At 66.0% G+C, this 17369-nt stretch carries 20 protein-coding genes and 1 pseudogene; 14 read left to right on the top strand and 7 right to left on the bottom strand.

Annotated features, from left to right (window positions below; all coding sequences use genetic code 11):
• The first annotated feature begins 31 nt into the window (after positions 1-31).
• From ACQP0C_RS18355 to ACQP0C_RS18335, 5 genes are all read left to right on the top strand, one after another.
• A complete protein-coding gene (locus ACQP0C_RS18355) occupies positions 32-847 on the top strand; it encodes a helix-turn-helix domain-containing protein (protein ID WP_433734098.1) in 816 nt (271 codons plus the stop codon).
• Positions 848-900: 53 nt separating this feature from the next.
• On the top strand, positions 901-1383 hold the full coding sequence (locus tag ACQP0C_RS18350) for a VOC family protein (protein ID WP_433734097.1): 483 nt from the start codon (positions 901-903) through the stop codon (positions 1381-1383).
• A gap of 482 nt (positions 1384-1865) precedes the next feature.
• Positions 1866-2801, top strand: coding sequence for a hypothetical protein (locus ACQP0C_RS18345; RefSeq protein WP_433734096.1), 936 nt, complete (start codon positions 1866-1868; stop codon positions 2799-2801).
• Between the two features lie 706 nt (positions 2802-3507).
• Positions 3508-4512 (top strand): RDD family protein, encoded by a 1005-nt coding sequence (locus tag ACQP0C_RS18340; RefSeq protein ID WP_433734095.1) that lies wholly within the window; start codon positions 3508-3510, stop codon positions 4510-4512.
• A 221-nt stretch (positions 4513-4733) separates the two neighbouring features.
• A complete protein-coding gene (locus ACQP0C_RS18335) occupies positions 4734-6185 on the top strand; it encodes an amidase (RefSeq protein WP_433734094.1) in 1452 nt (483 codons plus the stop codon).
• Positions 6186-6226: 41 nt separating this feature from the next.
• On the opposite strand, the gene ACQP0C_RS18330 is transcribed toward ACQP0C_RS18335, so the two are convergent.
• Both ACQP0C_RS18330 and ACQP0C_RS18325 read right to left on the bottom strand, forming a co-directional pair.
• Positions 6227-6697, bottom strand: a complete 471-nt coding sequence (locus ACQP0C_RS18330) for a nucleoside deaminase (protein ID WP_433734093.1) — start codon at positions 6695-6697, stop codon at positions 6227-6229.
• Positions 6698-6710: 13 nt separating this feature from the next.
• On the bottom strand, positions 6711-7475 hold the full coding sequence (locus ACQP0C_RS18325) for an ankyrin repeat domain-containing protein (RefSeq protein ID WP_433734092.1): 765 nt from the start codon (positions 7473-7475) through the stop codon (positions 6711-6713).
• A gap of 105 nt (positions 7476-7580) precedes the next feature.
• On the opposite strand from ACQP0C_RS18325, the gene cynR reads away from it, so the two are divergent.
• From cynR to ACQP0C_RS18295, 6 genes and pseudogenes are all read left to right on the top strand, one after another.
• The gene (gene cynR / locus ACQP0C_RS18320; RefSeq protein ID WP_433734091.1) at positions 7581-8465 is read left to right on the top strand and encodes a transcriptional regulator CynR; all 885 of its coding nucleotides are present in this window, start codon (positions 7581-7583) and stop codon (positions 8463-8465) included.
• Positions 8466-8569: 104 nt separating this feature from the next.
• Positions 8570-8830, top strand: a pseudogene (locus ACQP0C_RS18315) (carbonic anhydrase); the annotation flags it as partial.
• A 103-nt stretch (positions 8831-8933) separates the two neighbouring features.
• Positions 8934-9227, top strand: coding sequence for a carbonic anhydrase (locus ACQP0C_RS18310; RefSeq protein ID WP_433734090.1), 294 nt, complete (start codon positions 8934-8936; stop codon positions 9225-9227).
• 109 nt (positions 9228-9336) lie between these two features.
• The gene (gene cynS / locus ACQP0C_RS18305) at positions 9337-9807 is read left to right on the top strand and encodes a cyanase (protein WP_433734089.1); all 471 of its coding nucleotides are present in this window, start codon (positions 9337-9339) and stop codon (positions 9805-9807) included.
• Positions 9808-9823: 16 nt separating this feature from the next.
• Positions 9824-10327: a nucleoside deaminase gene (locus ACQP0C_RS18300; RefSeq protein ID WP_433734088.1), complete on the top strand. Its 504-nt coding sequence runs from the start codon at positions 9824-9826 to the stop codon at positions 10325-10327.
• Between the two features lie 132 nt (positions 10328-10459).
• Positions 10460-11023, top strand: a complete 564-nt coding sequence (locus tag ACQP0C_RS18295; RefSeq protein WP_433734087.1) for a GlcG/HbpS family heme-binding protein — start codon at positions 10460-10462, stop codon at positions 11021-11023.
• Positions 11024-11098: 75 nt separating this feature from the next.
• Here the strand turns inward: ACQP0C_RS18295 and ACQP0C_RS18290 are convergent, their stop codons facing one another.
• Entirely contained in the window at positions 11099-11827 is a 729-nt protein-coding gene (locus tag ACQP0C_RS18290; protein WP_433734585.1) for an IclR family transcriptional regulator, read from the bottom strand.
• 232 nt (positions 11828-12059) lie between these two features.
• Between ACQP0C_RS18290 and ACQP0C_RS18285 the strand changes: the two genes are divergently transcribed.
• Together ACQP0C_RS18285 and ACQP0C_RS18280 are read left to right on the top strand one after the other, a co-directional pair.
• Positions 12060-12950 (top strand): fumarylacetoacetate hydrolase family protein, encoded by an 891-nt coding sequence (locus tag ACQP0C_RS18285; protein ID WP_433734086.1) that lies wholly within the window; start codon positions 12060-12062, stop codon positions 12948-12950.
• On the top strand, positions 12947-13711 hold the full coding sequence (locus ACQP0C_RS18280) for an IclR family transcriptional regulator (protein WP_433734085.1): 765 nt from the start codon (positions 12947-12949) through the stop codon (positions 13709-13711). Before ACQP0C_RS18285 ends, ACQP0C_RS18280 begins: the two co-directional genes overlap by 4 nt.
• Before the next feature lie 205 nt (positions 13712-13916).
• Here the strand turns inward: ACQP0C_RS18280 and ACQP0C_RS18275 are convergent, their stop codons facing one another.
• Complete coding sequence (locus tag ACQP0C_RS18275) at positions 13917-14666, bottom strand: SDR family NAD(P)-dependent oxidoreductase (protein ID WP_433734084.1); 750 nt, start codon at positions 14664-14666, stop codon at positions 13917-13919.
• Positions 14663-15022 (bottom strand): nuclear transport factor 2 family protein, encoded by a 360-nt coding sequence (locus tag ACQP0C_RS18270; RefSeq protein WP_433734083.1) that lies wholly within the window; start codon positions 15020-15022, stop codon positions 14663-14665. The genes ACQP0C_RS18275 and ACQP0C_RS18270 overlap by 4 nt, the downstream gene beginning before the upstream one ends.
• A gap of 152 nt (positions 15023-15174) precedes the next feature.
• On the opposite strand from ACQP0C_RS18270, the gene ACQP0C_RS18265 reads away from it, so the two are divergent.
• Positions 15175-15852 carry a class II aldolase/adducin family protein gene (locus ACQP0C_RS18265; RefSeq protein WP_433734082.1) on the top strand — a complete coding sequence of 226 codons (678 nt, stop codon included), beginning with the start codon at positions 15175-15177 and terminating at the stop codon, positions 15850-15852.
• Positions 15853-15891: 39 nt separating this feature from the next.
• On the opposite strand, the gene ACQP0C_RS18260 is transcribed toward ACQP0C_RS18265, so the two are convergent.
• Positions 15892-16371, bottom strand: coding sequence for an SRPBCC family protein (locus ACQP0C_RS18260; protein ID WP_433734081.1), 480 nt, complete (start codon positions 16369-16371; stop codon positions 15892-15894).
• Entirely contained in the window at positions 16368-17261 is an 894-nt protein-coding gene (locus ACQP0C_RS18255; protein WP_433734080.1) for an NAD(P)-dependent oxidoreductase, read from the bottom strand. The genes ACQP0C_RS18260 and ACQP0C_RS18255 overlap by 4 nt, the downstream gene beginning before the upstream one ends.
• Positions 17262-17369 lie beyond the last annotated feature (108 nt).

Here is a 17369-nt window from a genome sequence, read left to right as displayed (position 1 = left end):
ACCCATCATGGTGGGCGTCGATAATCGGTGAATGAGCAATGGGGCGGACCGCGGCACGCGCGTGGTCGTCGAGTCGTCGGCGGTGCGGTCGGAGATCAGCGTCGGCAGATACACCGGCTACCGGGAGATGTTGGATTCCGCGGTTCTGCATCGCGAGATCCCCTCCAGCGATGTCGTGCTGCTGATCGGTTTCGCGGAGTCGGTGCAGATGATTCGGTCTGCGCGGGGTCCGGTCGGTGGCTCGAGCCGAAATGTCGTCTCCGCGCTCCGGACCGGTGTCGCCGTCACCCGTCACCGGGGACTACAGCACGGTATCGCGATCCGATTGGATCCGCTGTGTGCATACCGGCTGTTCGCGGTCCCCATGCAGGAGATCAGCGACGATCTGGTCGATCCCACGGCCATGCTGGGTCGGTTCGGTGCGCTGCTGACCGAAAGACTCGCCGAAACCCGGTCCTGGCGGGATCGGTTCGCTCTCCTCGACCGCGCTCTTGCCGCTCGGATCGCGTGTGGACCGGCCCCCGATCCGGAGGTGAGCTGGGCCTGGCGGACGCTACGAAACGGTTTGCTCGCCGTCTCCATTGCCGACCTCGCCGAACGGGTCGGCTGGAGCAGGCGACATTTCGAGCGTCGCTTTCGGCACCAGATCGGTTTGCCACCGCACACCGTCGCACGCGTTCTGCGATTCGAGCGCGCGCTCGCCGCGCTGGCGGACAGCGGTGGAACCTTTGCCGAGGTGGCGGCGCGCGCCGGTTACAGCGACCACGCCCACTTCGCCCGTGACGTTCGCTCCCGTACCGGCGCCACGCCGGGCCAACTCGCCCAACAGTGCCGACCGCAGCGCTGAGATGTCGCATTCGTTCAAGACCGCACACGGTACCGTCGAATAGCTTGCAGCACATGAGATCCGACTCCCCCTCCCACTACCGCAGCGGCACTGCGCTGATCGCGGTCCACGATGCTGCCGCGGCGCTCGAGTTCTATCAGCGCGCCTTCGATGCCCGGCTCGGTACCAGGCTCGACGCACCCGACGGGCGGGTCATGCATGCCGCGTTACTCATCGACGACTCGGCAATCGTCGTGGTCGACGAGATGCCCGAGGTCGGTCTCCGATCGCCGAAACACTATGGCGGTGCCCCATTTTCGATACTCCTCGCATGCGTCGACGCCGACGCCGCACACGCGCGCGCGGTAGCGGCGGGTGCGCGCGCACTCGCCCCTGTCCAAGCCGATTTCAGCGGCGGCCGTCACGGCCTGGTGCAATGTCCCTTCGGACATCGGTGGCTGCTGTCCAGCCGAACCGAGGATCTGTCTCTGGACGAGATCGCGCGCCGCTTCCACGATTGGCTCGCAGCAGGCGAACCGGTCGAACTCCAGCCGTAACATCGATACCGAGACTCGCGAGATCGCAAGGGCCGCACTGTCACAACCACGCACGTACATGGCGGCCTTTCCACCACCTGTTGACCGCCTACGTTATCGAGCAACGTCGAAATACTCCCGGGACCGCGCTGCTGGCCGGATCGCGGATCTTCGACACCGAGGACATCGGACTCGTGCTCCGCTAGGTCCTCGTCCGAGATAGTCCGGCGGAACAGGTCCGGCGTGATCTTCGCGCGCCCCGTGGACCCCTCGGGCAATCAATTCGCTATCTTCACCCCACCGTCGGCGACCCGAGGCCTGATGGTGGTACGTGGTGATGCGGCGCACCACCCCCCGCGAACCCGCACCGAAACCCACGGCCAGCCGACACACGGTCTACGTTCCGCGATCCGACCTTCAGCAAAACAGCAGCTACTAATATCGGCATGGTTGCCACGCCGCAAGTAGAGCAGCCGAACATGACCCTGAAAGGGAAATATCCCATGCAGCGATCCACTCTCTACCGTGCGTTCGCGGTCACGGTGACCGCCGTCGTCGCAGCCACCGGCGCCCATCTCATTGCCGGATCCGGCACTGCGTCGTCACTGCCGTGGCCCGGTAGCGCCGACCAGTTCACCCTTGCCGCAGACAGGTCGGGGCACCGATGGGCGTCCGTCGCATCCGCCACCATAACGCCAGGTGTGCAGACCAACACCCAGGGTGGGAGGCAGTGCACGGCGAACTACACCTTCGTCGACAATGCCGGCAACGTGTACCTCGGTCAGGCCGCGCACTGCGCGGGTAGGGGTATCGGCGACCTGGCAGACCCCGACGGCTGCACCGCTGACAGTCTCCCCCTCGGCACCGACGTAACCTTCAACCGCGGCAGCCTACTGATCTTCCCGGGTGAGGTCGTCGGCACCGGTCAACTGGTCTATAGCAGCTGGTTGGCCATGCAGCATGACGGCGAGCGGGACCACAACACCTGCATCTACAACGATTTCGCGTTGGTGAAGGTCGCCTCCGACGACGTCGGCAAGGTCAACCCGAGCGTGCCGTACTGGGGTGGTCCCGTCGGTATCAACACCACCGGAACCGACATCGATGACTGCGTTTACGGTTACGGCAACTCCGGCCTGCGGTTCGGAATCACCGAACTGTCCCCTCGGACCGGCCAGAGCAAGGCCGACGGGCAGGCTACCGCCGGTTGGACACACGCACTGACCGCACCCATGCCGGGGATACCCGGCGACAGCGGCAGCGCCTTCCTCGACCGCAACGGCTATGCCCTCGGCACGCTGTCGACGCTGGGCATCAGTTTGCCGATCGTCAACAACATCGGTGACGTGAGCCACGAACTCGCCTACGCCCGAGCCCATTCCAACATCTCGGGACTCTCGCTGGTCCTCGGCACCGAACCGTTCAACCCGAACCGCTGAGAGGAGCTATGCGGCGACGATGTCGAGCGGGACCAGCTCATGCAGACCGCGTCCTGAGCCCGCCGTGATGACACCTGACCTCGATCCGACAGCACCCGATGACCTTGCCGCCGCTGTCGGCGGTCCAGATGGCGTCCGGTGCGCCACCTGGCGCACCGTCATCACGGATTTAGAACCATCCAGGCACACAATCCACCGATAACTGGCTGAGCTACTGCCGGTTCATTTTCACCTCGAGTCCACCCCTGCTCGCAGTGGTGACGGCACATACAGGATGGTGGCCGAAGCTCGCGCCGATCGCATACGAGATCGACAGACGAATAGGGCAAGAAGACCCCTGATCACTTCGGCGCCAGCTCACTGCGCAACGCGTGCGGTCCGCCGCGCGTGACGGCGCACCGATACTGCCACGCCGCCGCGACCGTGGCGGAATTCGATGCCAGACTGGACAGTTCGTGTGGATGGCTGACCAACCGCCATGTATCCGTTCTTTTTCCGGTTGATGCAGGCTCCAGCATGATCGGCCCGGATTAGTATGCCGTATATCTCCGGACCGATGGGTTTCCATCGTGGATCGTGTGTGTCGCCCCAGTTGGGAGCGGAACAATAGCTGGACGCGGATTGGAGGAAAGCTCCAGCTGTCGGGGCCGCGTTCGTTTCTGACACAAAGGTGCACGCAATGGCTGATGACCTGCAGTCGTTCGATGTGGCCCCGATCGGCAGACGGGCAGCCGCATGGGCGATCGACTTTGCTCTCATCGTGGGGGTTGCGGTTCTACTCGGTTCGGTGACCCATTATCGGATCGCCGACTATCTGTCCAGCTGGTCGGATCTCGGTCAAACGGGCGTGTGGGATGTCATCGGCTCGAATGGTGATTGGGGCGGTGCTGGCAAGGCATTCGGGTGGGATGTGGTCCACGAGGTCCTGGTGTACATCATCGAGGCATTCGTCGCGCTGATCGTGATCACGTTCGCTTACCAGTTCGCCTGCCTGACCTGGAAGGGTCGCACTGTCGGCAAAGTCGTTATGGACATCCACGTATGTCCGGTGACGAAATCCACAGGCGGACTCAGCAAATGGGTCTCCGCCCGCCGCGCATTCGGAAGCACGATGACCGACGTCGGCATGTACTCACTTGCCTGCATCGCGTTGCTGGCAGGCAAATTCTTCTTGTCGTTCGCGCTCTGGCTGGCAGCCGTTGTGGTTCTGCTCTTCAACGGCCTGCCACTCACCGGCCCGAGTCGACGATCCGCAATCGATCGTTTCGCCGGGACCGTTGTGGTAACGGCGGGGCTGTATCAAAAGTCGTGGGAAGCTGTAAAAGACAGCGCGGTCCTCGAACGCGGAATCCGTGGGGCGCAGACCGGATTCGACAAGGCACAATCCGCGAAAGATGTAGCCCAACAGGCGGCCGCACGCCTCGCCGAGGATGAGCGCATTCGGACGTTGCGTGAATCGCAGCAGGCTCAGCAACTCCGCAATCTGAGTCACGCCGCCGGCCGACGCACGACTGAGGTCGCCCGACAGGCTCTGACATCGGAACGAGGACAGCAGGCACAACGTGCTGCGAAACGGATGGGCGCAGGACTGAAGAACGCGTACGACAAGCGCCGAACCAACAGCCGTAGCCAGACGGTGCACGGTTTGGCCATTGATGGCTATCGCCATGGCCAGTGGTCGGGCGAAGGTCTGTGGCCGGAGGGAACATGATGAGTATTGAGGCATCTATCCCGTTGTGCGAAGCGGCATTTCATGTCCTTTGTCGGTGGAATTAGCCCGCTGCCGACGTCGTGACCTGCGGCGGGCCGCCTTCGATGGCAGAACGAGTGCGTGACTTTGCCAGTGAAGGTGGTCCGTTTCGACCTTTCTGGTAGATGTGGGCGACTGATGTCGGGTCGAGCGCCCGCGGCAGGCCGGTAGGTTCGGATTTCATGGAGTGGAGTTTTGTGGCGGCCGAAGAGCTCGCGGCTGCGTTGCGGGCCGGTGCGGTGACCTCGGTGGAACTGACCGAGGAGGCGATCGCCCGAATCGAGCGCGACGACAAGGTGATCAACGCGATCTGTGTGCCGGATTTCGACGGCGCGCGGGCCGCCGCGCGCAGTGCCGACGAGGCACGCGCTCGCGGCGAGGATCGGCCGCTGCTCGGTATTCCGGTGACGGTCAAGGAGTCCTACAACATGGCTGGGCTGCCCACAACCTGGGGGATGCCGCAGTTCGCGAACTATCTGCCCGTTGAGGACGCGGTGGCGGTGTCGCGGTTGAAGGCCGCGGGCGCGGTGATTCTCGGCAAGACCAACGTGCCGTTCATGCTGCAAGATTGGCAGAGCTTCAACGAGATCTACGGCACCACAAACAACCCGTGGGATCACGGCCGCACGTCGGGCGGATCCTCCGGCGGATCAGCGGCGGCGCTGGCATCGGGATTCGGCGCGCTATCTATCGGCTCCGACCTGGCGGGTTCGCTGCGCAACCCAGCACATTTCTGCGGTGTCTACGCACACAAGCCGACATTCGGACTGGTGGCGACCCGCGGGATGGTGCCGCCGCCCGCGCCGGCGTTGCCGATCGAAGGCGACCTCGCCGTCTGCGGTCCGATGGCGCGCACCGCCCGCGACCTCACACTGCTGCTGGACGTGATGGCGGGACCGGACCCGCTGACGCTCGGCGTCGCCTACGACTTGACACTGCCGCCCGCGCGCCACCAGCGGCTCAGCGACTTCCGTGTCCTGATCCTCGACGAACATCCGCTCATTGCGACCGGGTCCGCTGTGCGGGCCGGGGTGAACCGGGTCGCCGAGGCGCTCGTCGACGAGGGCGCCCGCGTCGAACGGCACAGTCCGCTACTGCCCGATCTGACCGAAGCCGCGACGCTCTACGCGCAGTTGATGTTTTCGAACGTCGGCGCGCGCATTCCCGCCGAGTCGTACGAGCAGCTGCGCAACCGCGCCGCCGCACTGAGCGCGGACGACCAGGGTCTCGACGCGGCGCGGCTGCGCGGCATCGGCTTCAGCCACCGCGATTGGATCGAGGCGAACATCCGCCGTGAACTGCACCGCTCCCGCTGGCGGCAGCTGTTCGCCGAGTTCGATGCCGTGGTGTGTCCGATCACGTCGATTCCCGCGTTTCCGCACGACCACAACCCCAATCCGGTGGAACGACGGATCGACATCGACGGCGTCGAGTACCCGTACTCCGACCAACTCGTCTGGGCCGGTCTGGCCACCATGCCAGGCCTGCCCGCCACCGCGATACCGGCGAGCCGGTCGCCCGAGGGCCTGCCGGTGGGAGTGCAGCTCATCGGTCCGATGTTCGAAGACCGCACCCCGCTGCGGCTGGCCGAACTGCTCGAGCAGAAGATCGGCGGCTTCCAGGCACCGAAGTAGGACGTACTGCGCTCCGCCGTCCGCCGGGAGAGCGAGATCGATCATGGATTCGCGGCGTGACGCCGGAACGGCGCGAGCGCCTCATCGCCCAGATTCGGGCCGGAGACGGTGATCGACGTGTCGCTGGACCCGATGACCTCGGCGCAGCGCAAGCAGAATCGTGGGTGCCCGCCGATGATCGCGATGAAGTCCGGCTCGGCGGCGCCGAAGACGACGCGCGTGATCCCTGCCCAGACGATCGCCGCACTGCACATGGGACAGGGCTCACCACTCGCGTAGATCGTGGCGCCGATCAGCTCCCCGGCGTGCCCGGCCTCGATTGCGGCCGTGATGGCGACCAGCTCCGCGTGAGCGGTGACGATGCCCGTGCTGGCCACTTCGTTGCGGCCCTCGGCGATCACTGCGCCGCCGGCCGTGACGATGACGGCGCCGAATGGACGATTGCCCTCGAGGCGGGCGTGCTCGGCGAGCGAGATCGCCCGCCGCAGTTGGGTTTCCTCGCTGTTGATCATGCTGTTCCCTCTCTCATGCGTGGCCACGCAAAATCGAGACGATCGCGGTCTGCCCACAGCGCTGTGCGTTGTAGAGCGCGGTGCGGCCGGCTCCGTCGCGGATCGACGGGTCGGCGCCGGCGTCGAGCAGCGCGGTCACGACCTGTTGGTATCGCTCGGATCCGTCTCCGTAGACGATCGCCTCGTGCAGGGCGGTCCAGCGCGGCTTGTTGATGTGGTTGACGTCGACACCCGCCTCGATCAACATCGGGACGGTGGCGAGGTAGCCGTGCTCGCTCGCCGGGATCAGAGCAGTTCCCCCGTAGCGGTTCGTACTTCGGAGGTCGGCGCCATTGCGCAGCGTCATCTCGAGGATGTCGTCGAGGCCCTCGGCGCCGGCATACAGGTAGGCCGAGTCCTCGAGGTCGTCTTTGGCATTGACGTCGGCGCCGGCCTCGATCAACGCCTGCGCTGCGGCGGTGGCCCGGTTCTTCGTGGCCGCGATCAGCGGGGTGCGATCGTGATCGCCTCGGCTCTCGATGTCGGCCCCGCGGGCGACCAGCTCTCGTACCGTCGCGGCGTCGTTGTTCGCCGCTGCCCGCAACAGGTCCGCGTCGAGGGCCGGATCGCGAGGCGTGCGGATCGGCTGGGGCTCATCTTCGTGTGCGGTGGGCGGTGCTGGCGAGGTTTTGTCGGCTGTCGGCGCAGCGAGAGGACCGGCCGTGCACGCCGTGGCCACGAGAGACAGCGCGGCGAATGCGCTCGCGGCCAGCGCTGTTCGGAGGGGACGCTTGTTCACCCGAGATCTCCTGACTGGTTGCTGATTCCACCATGCCCAGCGCGCCCAATAGAGTCCAAGACTTACTTTCCATCGTTCCAGTAGATTGCATCTATAGTCATGGTCATGGAGCTGCGCCATATTCGGTATCTGTTGGCGGTCGCCGAGCACGGGAACTTCACGCGCGCGGCCGAGGCGTTGCACATCTCCCAACCCACCTTGTCGCAGCAGGTCAGGCAGGCCGAGCGCGCACTGGGAGTGCAGCTGCTCGACCGGTCCGGCCGCACCGTACGCCTCACCGAAGCCGGCGAGGCCTACGCGCATCACGCGCGACTCGCCCTGCGCGACCTCGACGCCGGCAAGCGCGCAATTCACGACGTACAGGACCTGTCCCGTGGGCACCTGCGGGTGGCGATGACGCCGACCATCACCGCCTACCTCATCGGTCCGCTGGTGCATCAGTTCCACGTCGCGCACCCGGGCGTGACCCTCACCGTCGTGGAGACCACCCAGGATCGGATCGAGTCGGACCTGCTCGCCGACCGCGTCGATCTCGGCATTGCGTTCACCGGCACCCACGCCGCCGGGATCGAGAACTCCGCGTTGTTCACCGAGAACCTCAGCCTGGTGGTCGGATCAACCCACACCCTCGCCGCGCGATCGGAGCCGCTGCCGGTCCAGGAGCTCGCACACCATCCGCTGGCGCTGCTCAGTCGCGACTTCGCGACCAGAGCCCACATCGACGCCTACTTCGATCATTGCGAGATCACGCCGAGCATCGGGGTCGAAGCCAACTCCATCGGTGCACTGGTCGAGTTCGTTCGCCGAGGTCGGCTCGCCACCGTCCTACCCGACGCCATTACGCGTGCCCAGCCGGACCTGCTGCCCACAGCGGTGACCCCCGCGTTACCCACCCGAACCGTGGAACTCTTGCGTCGCAGTAGCACCTATCACTCGGCCGCCGCACGCGCCTTCGCCGCGATCGCCCAGGCGGCCGCACTGTCGAACTGAGCGCGCCGTGACAGAGGGCGCCAGACCGCCGTCGCATCAACTATAGACAAGACCAATCTTCGCGATGGATAGCAAGTATTGGACTCTATAGCGACAGGTTGTGCATGGTGGGATCGGTCGGGACCAACCGGCCAAGCGACCCTCGAAGGGAGCGATCCATGCACGACCTCGTCGCCGGAGTCACGCACTTTCAACGCGATATCTTCCCCGCCAAGGCGGATCTGTTCGCCCGCCTCGCGACGACCCATCGTCCCGACACTCTGTTCATCGGCTGCTCCGACGCACGCGTCATTCCGGAATTGATCACCAACAGCGAGCCGGGCGACTTGTTCGTGATCCGCACGGCAGGCAATCTCGTCCCGGTCCACACGTGCGGAGCCGACGGCATCGCGGCGAGCATCGAGTTCGCCGTAGCGGTGCTGGGGGGTTTCCCGCATCGTGGTGTGTGGCCACTCCGAGTGCGGTGCGATGACCGCCGTGGCGGAACGGCACGACCTTCGCGGCACACCGGCGATCGCCGAATGGCTCGAACACGTCGATGCCACCGACAGCGCGGCCAAAGGCGCCGAGCCGGACGATCGTGTCTCGATGCTCGTGCGATCGAATGTCGTTGCGCAGCTGGCCAACCTGTCGACCCATCCGTCGGTGTCCCGCGCCGTGAACGCCGGCACCGTGAATGTCGAGGGATGGGTGTTCGACATCGGTACCGGCGCGGTCACCGTGTTCGACGCCGCCGGATCCGAAGTCGCTCCGGCCGCCTGACCGCGTAGTCACGGTCTCCGCGCGCCGCGCGGGAACCGACCCACCCGCCAGAACGCCGCCCCACCCTTGCCATCTCAGTTCGGCGTTCGACCAGAAAGGAATCACCCAGATGGTGCACGCACAGTTCGACCCCACCGCCCGCCTGACACTGGCTGCCGCAGCGGTGGAGGCCAAGACGGCGAAAAACCTCACCTGGCAACAGATCGCGGATGCCGCCGGCTACTCGGTGGCCTTCGTGACCGCCGCGGTCCTCGGCCAACACGCCCTCCCCGAGCAGGCCGCGATAGCGGTTGCCGAACTGCTGGGGATGGACGACCACGCAGCGATGCTGCTCCAGACGATCCCGACCCGCGGATCCATCCCCGGCGGTGTCCCGACCGATCCGACGATCTACCGCTTCTACGAGATGCTGCAGGTCTACGGCACCACCCTCAAGGCCCTGGTCCACGAGCAGTTCGGGGACGGCATCATCAGCGCGATCAACTTCAAGCTCGACGTGCGCAAGGTCGCCGACCCCGAGGGCGGCGAGCGCGCCGTCATCACCCTCGACGGCAAGTACCTGCCCACCAAGCCGTTCTGAGAAACGAGGACAGCCCATGACCGATTTCGCACACCACACCATCGACCTCGCGCGCCGCAATGTCGCCGAGGGCGGGCGGCCGTTCGCGACCGTTATCGTCAAGGACGGCCAGATCCTGGCGGAAAGCCCGAACAGGGTCGCGCAGACCAACGACCCCACCGCACACGCGGAGATCCTTGCCATCCGCCAGGCATGCACCGAGCTCGGCACCGAGCATCTGATCGGCACCACGATCTACATCCTCGCCCTGCCCTGCCCGATGTGCCTGGGCGCGCTGTACTACTGCTCACCCGACGAGGTCGTCTTCCTCACCACCCGCGATGCCTATCAACCGCACTACGTGGACGACCGAAAGTACTTCGAACTCAACACCTTCTACGACGAGTTCGCCAAACCCTGGGACCAGCGACGCCTGCCCATGCGACACGAGCCCCGCGACGAAGCGGTAGACGTGTACCGCCTCTGGCAGGAGGCGAACGGCGGCGAGCGTCGCGTCGCCGGGGCTCCAACCGCCGACTGAACCCCAATACCCCAGCCGTCCGAACAGCCCGCCGAGAGCAGCCGGTGTGGTGATGGCGACGGACGGCATCGGCCAGAAGACGGCTATCTCGCACCGGCTACCCAGCCGCCATCGATAAAGGAGAACGTAACCGTGGACATTCGCAAGAAGTCGGGCAAGCGCACCGGCGCCCTCGTCGGCGGAGCACTCGCCGTCGTCGCGGCGGGCACCATCGGCGCGCTGGCGGTAGGCGGCACGGACGCGGGCCCGGCGGCGCAGCCGGCGCTTGTCGGCAAGGTCGAGCCAGCCGACCTGCGCCAGACCGATCACCTCACGGTCGCTGCCGCCACCGAGGCCGCGCAGGCCGCGCTCGCCGCCGCGAGCCAGGATAATCAGCGAGTCAGCGTCGCCGTCGTCGACCGTGACGGCAACACCATCGTGCTGCTGCGCGGGGACGGCGCGGGACCGCAGTCCTACGAGTCCGCGGAGCGGAAGGCCTTCACCGCGGTTTCCTGGAACGCAGCGACCTCTCAGCTGGCCGAGCGTCTGGACAAGACCCCGCATCTGGCCGACATTCCCGGCACCCTGTTCCTCGGGGGCGGTGTCCCGGTGGCCACGAGCGGTGCACCGATCGCCGGCATCGGTGTAGCGGGTGCGCCCAGCGGTGATCTGGACGAGAAATATGCCCGCGCCGGTGTCGCCACGCTCGGAGACTGAGGTCGGCACGGCACGGTGCAAGAGCTATGGCGCCAGTCCCGTGCCGCGCTCGGGGTCTGTCCAGCGGTGACGATGTCACTCCCGCTTCCGGAGTGCATCGCGCCGTGCCAGGGTCGCCGCGATGCCGTCCGCGGCAGCGCGCACCGACGCCGCGTGCTGCTGCGGACGGAAACGGGTTACCGGACCGGTGACGCTGACTGCCGCGAGGACCCGCTCATCGGCATCGAGCACTGGCGCGGCGACGCACACAATTCCTATTGCGGACTCCTCGAATTCGAAGGCGATCCCGCTCTCGACCACATTATCGAGCTGTTTACAGAGCGTCCCTCGTGCGGTGATCGTCCTCGGCGCCAATCGCGGCAGCGGCTCCGCAAGCACGGCCTGGCGCACGTCCGCGGGAGCATGGGCCAGCAGCGCCTTGCCGATGGCGGTGGCGTGCAGTGGCATCCGGCCACCCAGTCGGGAAGGCGAGCGCACCTGCCGGTGGCCACCTATCTTCGCGACGTACACCACCTCGTGGCTCTCCAAGAGCCCCAGGTGCACCAACTCATGGGTGCGTTCGTAGAGGTCCTCGAGGAAGGGTGTGGCCACCTCGATCAGGCCTCGCTCGACCGAGGCCCGCATGCCGAGTTCGAAAAGGTGACCGCCCAGATGATAGGCACCGCCGACCCGATCCAGCAGGCGTGTCGACTCGAGATCGCCCAATATGCGGTGCAGCGTTGCCTTGGGCAGCCGGGTACGCCGTTGCAACTCGGCGAAACCGATTCCATGGTCCTCGACTTCGAACGCGTGCAGCACTGACATCACCTTGCCCAGCACTGTGTCCGGATCCGGCTCGGCGCGCCTTGCGGAATCAGGCACTTCACGCCCCTCCATCAGCAGGCCACCAGTATCTCAGTCACGCCGTCACTTCGAAGAAGTGACTGCCCAGCAAATTTCGTCCTCCGGAATAGCGGGCCCGCCGGGCGAGCGAGCTTGACAACCCTCGCGAAAGTGTGTGCACTTTAGGGAGCTTACCGATTCTTAAGGGGTTTCCATGTCGTCGCAGCGTTGGTGTCTCGTCCAATTCGTCGAGAACAACCGAGCCGAGCCGAGTATCGGCGTGCTCGCCGACGGCAAAGTCGGTCGAGCGCCGCAGTCGCTGTCCGGTCGCACCCTGCTGGAAGTCTTCGACCGGTGGGAGGAGTTCACGCCACTGCTCCAGAATCTCGAGCTCTCGGAACTCGAGGTCGTGCCGGACGCCGATCTGGTCGCCCCCCTCACCTACCCCCGCAAGATCCTCTGCGCCGGGGCGAACTATTACGGACACGCGCAGGAGATGGGCACACAGCGCCCGGACCCCGACGCCGAGCCGTTTTTCTTCCTCAAGCCACCGACCACGACAGTGGTGAGTGCGCACGACGACGTGCGGCTGCCGGATAACGCAGACGTGGACTGGGAGGCCGAGCTGGCCGTCGTCATCGGCACGGGCGGGCGCGATATCGACGAGCGAACAGCCCTCGAGCACGTCGCGGGCTACACCGTCGCCAACGACCTGTCCGCACGCGGACGGTTCCCGAGGAAGGATGCGGTGCTCCCGCCATTCGGCTGGGACTGGTTCCAGCACAAGGCATTCGACGGATCGTGCCCGTTGGGGCCCGGAATCGTTCCCAGCTGGCAGATCGGCGACCCGCATGACCTCACACTTCGGCTGACCGTCAACGGGGAGATCAAACAGGAAGCATCGACCGCCGACATGGTGATCACGGTGCCACGGCTGATCGCTGCCGCGAGCCGCGTTCTGACGCTCGAGCCAGGTGACGTGATCCTGACCGGAACGCCGGCCGGGGTGGGCATGCCGCACAAGACCTTCCTGCACGTCGGCGACCTGGTCGTCACCGAGATCGACGGCATCGGCCGACTGGAGAACAGAATGGTGGCGTCGTGACCACGGCGACAATGCCGTCGCACGAGTCGGTCTCCTCAGCCGAGAACGTCCTCACCCTCCTCATTGCTCTTCGCGAGCACGGCCGGTTGCGAGTGGCCGACGCCGCCGAGCTGCTGTCGGTGACGCCCCCTACCGCACACCGGCTGTTGTCCACCCTCAAGCGACACGAGTTCGCTGAACAGGACCGCACACGCGTCTACCTGCCGGGGCCTCGGCTGGCGCAGCTGCCGTCGGGCGCCGAGCCGCCGCATGACCTGGGCGCCCTGGCGCACCCCTATCTGGCGGCGCTATCGCGCAAGGTAGGCCTCACGACTTTTCTGGTGACGTTGCAGGGCAACGGCTGCCGCGTCATCGACGGCGTGGAGAGCAACCACGCGCTCCGAGTCGGCAGTCGCGTCGGACTCCTACTCCCCGCGCACACCACATCCGGCGGCAAGGTACTCCTGGCCCAGCTTCCGGACACCGAACTGGTCGCGCTCTACCCCAACCGCCATGTCCGTCTGCGTGATGGCTCGATGCGTGATCTCGCCACGCTGCGTCGTGAGCTCGGTGTCGTCCGCCGCAAGCGTTATGCCCTCAGCCTCGAGGAAACCGAGCAGTGCGTGAACGCCGTCGGCGTCCCGGTCATCAGCCGGTCGGGCAAGGTCATCGCCGCAGTCGTGCTGGCGTGCCCGTCGGTGAGCTGGAGCCGCCGACATCTTGTCGATCTCGTGCCCGACGCCAGGGCGACCGCGACCGCGATCGCGGGGAACCTCACCTAGCAGCGGGCCACGCTCCAGTGCCGACGGCACCGGCTGGTAGGACAGCCTCCGCGAACTCTGCGAGCCGCTCGGCATGGTCGGCTGGCGACCAGTAGACGAACGCATTCATCCGCGGCCGGACCTCACCTGTGAAGGTCCGGCCGGTCGGGTCAGGCCGGGACGTTCTGCCCGGCAGTCTCAGCCGGAGGCTTCATGATCGCTTCGTTCATGCCCGCATCCATCCGCCGTCGACGATCAAGGTCTGGCCGGTAATGAAGGCCGCGTCGTCCGAAGCCAGAAACGACATTGCCCCGACCAGGTCATGAGGCTCCTGGGTCCGTTTGATCGCCTGCAGCTGGGCGAGCGCATCGAACCAATGCGCTGCGGGGCCGCTCTCGGTGGTGGCCGTTCGCACCAGACCCGGGGCGATCGTGTTCACCGTGACCCCGTGCTCTCCGACCTCGGCCGCCAGGGACCGGGAGAACCCGATCACCCCGCCCTTACTCGCGGTGTAGTGCGTGTTGAGCCCGATCCCGGAATGGAAGGTATTCGACGAGACGCTGATGACCCGACCCCAGCCCCGCTGGACCATGCCGGGAACGAAGGCCTGCCCGAGCAGGAACATCGAGTTGAGGTTGAGGCCCAGCACCCGCTGCCATTCCGCCCAGCTCATCCCGATGAAGGCGGTGGCCGGGTAGATGCCCGCATTGTTCACCAAGACGTCCACTTGCCCGAGCTCGCCCTCGACCTCGGCGGCGAATGCCCGCACGGACTCGGGCGAGGACACGTCGCAATGGGCAGCGAACCCTTGGCCGCCCGCCTTCTCGATCAGGCGTACGGTCTCGTCTGCGGGGTTGACGTCGGCGATGGCAACCACATGTCCGTCCACGGCCAAGCGCTCGGCGAACGCCTGCCCGATGCCGGCAGCGCCTCCGGTGACGACCGCGACTCGTCCTGTCGCGTTGCGCGTGGTCATGCGAACACCGGAGTCAAGTCGAAGAAGACCCGGTATTCGTCGATCAGGCCGCTGTCAGCGATGGTCCAGATCGACACCACCGGGATCGGGACCTTTCGACCATCCTTACGCGTGTACGTGACCACGAGTTCGACGATCGTGTCCTTGCCCACGACCCACTCGTTGACGATGTCGTGATGCATCCCATCGATCGTGCCGAAGAAGCCGGCGCAGCCCGCCTCGACGGCATTGCGGCCTTCGAGAGTGGGGATATTGCCGAAGGTGATCTTGCCGTCGGGCGCGAAATGCTCGGCGAAGCCCTTGGCGTCGAGAGAGTCGACCGCCTGTAATGCTGCTGCGGTCAAAGCGCTGGTCATGGTGGATCCTTTCGAGCGATGTGCATACACATTGGCTTTCGATAGTGACGCCGGTCACGTCGAATGCTCGGAAATTTCACCTAGCGGAACGAGTCCTCGACCGAGCGCCGACTTTTGCGTCCAGCGTCTCTGAGTGCATACAGTTACCTCTTATGCGCTCCCCCATCACTCGGTCTCTCGATATCCAAGTTGCTGACGCGGCGCGAGCTTTGGCCGCATTGGGGCTCGTCGACGCGTTCGGGCATGTGTCCGCTAGGGACGTCGACGACATGGTCATCACCCCTGCGGCCGATTTGGCGACCGTCGCGGCTTCGGACTGCCTGCGCGTCCCGTTGACCGCCACGGCATTGCCATCCGGGTGCCCGGCCGAGGCATGGGCCCACCTGGCCCTCTACCAGCGCTACCCAACGACCGGAGCGATCGCTCGCGCACAGCCCGCGGCGTCGCTGGCTGTCGGCATGCGCACCGACCGCGTCGCCCCGACACATGGTCAGGCGTGCTGGCTCGGCGACTCCATTCCGGTGTATCCGTCCGCGCTGCTGGTCCGCGAGGCCGATCGAGGCCGCAGGCTCGCCGAGGCGATGGGGTCGGCGGACGCGATGATTCTGCGTGGCAATGGTGCGATCGCGATGGGCAGCGACCCGGCCACGGCAGTGGCCACAATGTCGGTGCTGGCGGCGGCATGCACCGTCTGGCTCCAGCTCAGGGGCGAACCCGCCGCGCCCCTGTCGGCAGAGGAGATCCGCTCTTGGCAGGCCGTCAAGCCGGAATTGCTGCCCCGACTGGGGGCGCACCTGCTGCGCAAAGCAGCAGGTGGCCCGGCTCGATGAGCCGGGCCACCTGCTGACGACGGGTCGGTCGACGGGACGTCAGATCACGCTCAACACGATGGGCGCTTCTCCGCGCGCGACGCGACGCATGGCGTTGAGCGTGGCGCCGACGGCCGCTACGTAATGGGTCTTGGTCTCGTCGGCGTACGCCGACTCCTCGGGAGAACCGCTCTGGGCGCCCTCGAGCACGAGCGCGAAGCTGAACCGGAGGAACAGGCCCTCCGCGTCCTCCTCGATGTCATTGGTGATCGTGCCGAGGACCGGACCCGCGAGGCGCGTGAAGACCACCCGCTGCTGGGGTTGCAGGGTGATCCGCTCGATGTAGCGGTCACCGAACGCCTCGATCTCGCGCTCGAAAGTCTCGTCGTCCAGGCGAGCAGTGACCTCGCAGTACGTCATGACCGGCACGAAAGGCAGCGCGTTGTTGGCCTTCATGACCAGTCCCTGCCACACAGCGGCCCGATCGAGAGTGGGCTCGCCCGGTTCGTTGACCGGGAGGCGGTGGGTGACGTAGATCATTTACTGACTCCTTGTGTGAGAGCGTCTTCGGTGGAAATTTGGTCGTGCACGCTGGCTATATCGAGCTCACCCCAGCCATCGGCCATAGCTTGGTCGAACACCGCTTTGGCCGCCTCGAATACCGGCCGACGCTCGCCGAGATCGTGCAGGTGTACCTCGATCTGGTCGAGGATCTCGTGCAACGTCGCGATGGGCCCGGGGGCCGGCAGCCATGATCGGTGCGCCATGCGGGGACCTCGTTGCGCCAGCAGCGCCGAGCCCGCGATGGACGTCTCCAGGGTGCACTGGACCATGTCCAGGTCCAGGTTGTTACGGCGGGCCAGCACGATCGCTTCGGCAGCCGCGACCGTATGGGTCGCCACCAGCATGGAAGAGATGTACTTCAGATGGGTGCCGGTGCCGAAGTCGCCGGTTCGGACCCAGGGCCCCGAGATGGCGTCCAACACATCGGCCACCCGTTCGATCGCTTCCGCCGCTCCCGAGGCGAAGACCGTGGCGAGCCGCGAGCCGACCATTCCGGGGCTGCCGCTGATCGGGCAGTCGAGCATGGTGGCCCCGACGTGCTCGAGTTGACGCATCAGCCCGAGTTTGCTCGGAACCGGGATCGTGCTCATCTCGAGGTGGACCGCCCCGGGGCGCATCGTCGACAGCGTGCCCTCGGGCCCGCTGATGACGCGCTCGACATCGTCCGCGGTCGGCAGGATCGACACAATGACCTCGCACGAGGCGGCCAGGTCCGCCGGCGACGGCGCGACGGTGCCACCCGCGGCCTCGAGCTCGGGACACTCGATGCTGCGCCGGTACCCGACGACATTGAAGCCGCGGTCCAGCAAGTTCTCGGCGATCGGCAGGCCCATCTTGCCCAGGCCGATCACCCCGATAGTTCTCACATTCGTCACATCCTCACGGGTTTTCGTCGGGGAGGCGACGGCTTCGCAGACACCGCACCTCCTCGATACTGTATGCACTTTACCTGGGCGACACAGGAAAGAGAAGGA

Source organism: Nocardia sp. CA-129566, assembly GCF_050956075.1.
In the GTDB taxonomy this organism is placed as follows: Bacteria; Actinomycetota; Actinomycetes; order Mycobacteriales; family Mycobacteriaceae; genus Nocardia.
Note: the sequence above shows the minus strand (reverse complement) of the source record. Positions and strands in the feature narration are given on the sequence as shown.

Coding starts and splice junctions, on each gene's coding strand:
- ACQP0C_RS18355 (WP_433734098.1), top strand. CDS start 32: ATGAGCAATGGGGCGGACCGCGGCACGCGCGTGGTCGTCGAGTCGTCG.
- ACQP0C_RS18350 (WP_433734097.1), top strand. CDS start 901: ATGAGATCCGACTCCCCCTCCCACTACCGCAGCGGCACTGCGCTGATC.
- ACQP0C_RS18345 (WP_433734096.1), top strand. CDS start 1,866: ATGCAGCGATCCACTCTCTACCGTGCGTTCGCGGTCACGGTGACCGCC.
- ACQP0C_RS18335 (WP_433734094.1), top strand. CDS start 4,734: ATGGAGTGGAGTTTTGTGGCGGCCGAAGAGCTCGCGGCTGCGTTGCGG.
- ACQP0C_RS18330 (WP_433734093.1), bottom strand. CDS start 6,697: ATGATCAACAGCGAGGAAACCCAACTGCGGCGGGCGATCTCGCTCGCC.
- cynR (WP_433734091.1), top strand. CDS start 7,581: ATGGAGCTGCGCCATATTCGGTATCTGTTGGCGGTCGCCGAGCACGGG.
- ACQP0C_RS18310 (WP_433734090.1), top strand. CDS start 8,934: ATGACCGCCGTGGCGGAACGGCACGACCTTCGCGGCACACCGGCGATC.
- cynS (WP_433734089.1), top strand. CDS start 9,337: ATGGTGCACGCACAGTTCGACCCCACCGCCCGCCTGACACTGGCTGCC.
- ACQP0C_RS18300 (WP_433734088.1), top strand. CDS start 9,824: ATGACCGATTTCGCACACCACACCATCGACCTCGCGCGCCGCAATGTC.
- ACQP0C_RS18290 (WP_433734585.1), bottom strand. CDS start 11,827: ATGTCAGTGCTGCACGCGTTCGAAGTCGAGGACCATGGAATCGGTTTC.
- ACQP0C_RS18285 (WP_433734086.1), top strand. CDS start 12,060: ATGTCGTCGCAGCGTTGGTGTCTCGTCCAATTCGTCGAGAACAACCGA.
- ACQP0C_RS18275 (WP_433734084.1), bottom strand. CDS start 14,666: ATGACCACGCGCAACGCGACAGGACGAGTCGCGGTCGTCACCGGAGGC.
- ACQP0C_RS18270 (WP_433734083.1), bottom strand. CDS start 15,022: ATGACCAGCGCTTTGACCGCAGCAGCATTACAGGCGGTCGACTCTCTC.
- ACQP0C_RS18265 (WP_433734082.1), top strand. CDS start 15,175: ATGCGCTCCCCCATCACTCGGTCTCTCGATATCCAAGTTGCTGACGCG.
- ACQP0C_RS18260 (WP_433734081.1), bottom strand. CDS start 16,371: ATGATCTACGTCACCCACCGCCTCCCGGTCAACGAACCGGGCGAGCCC.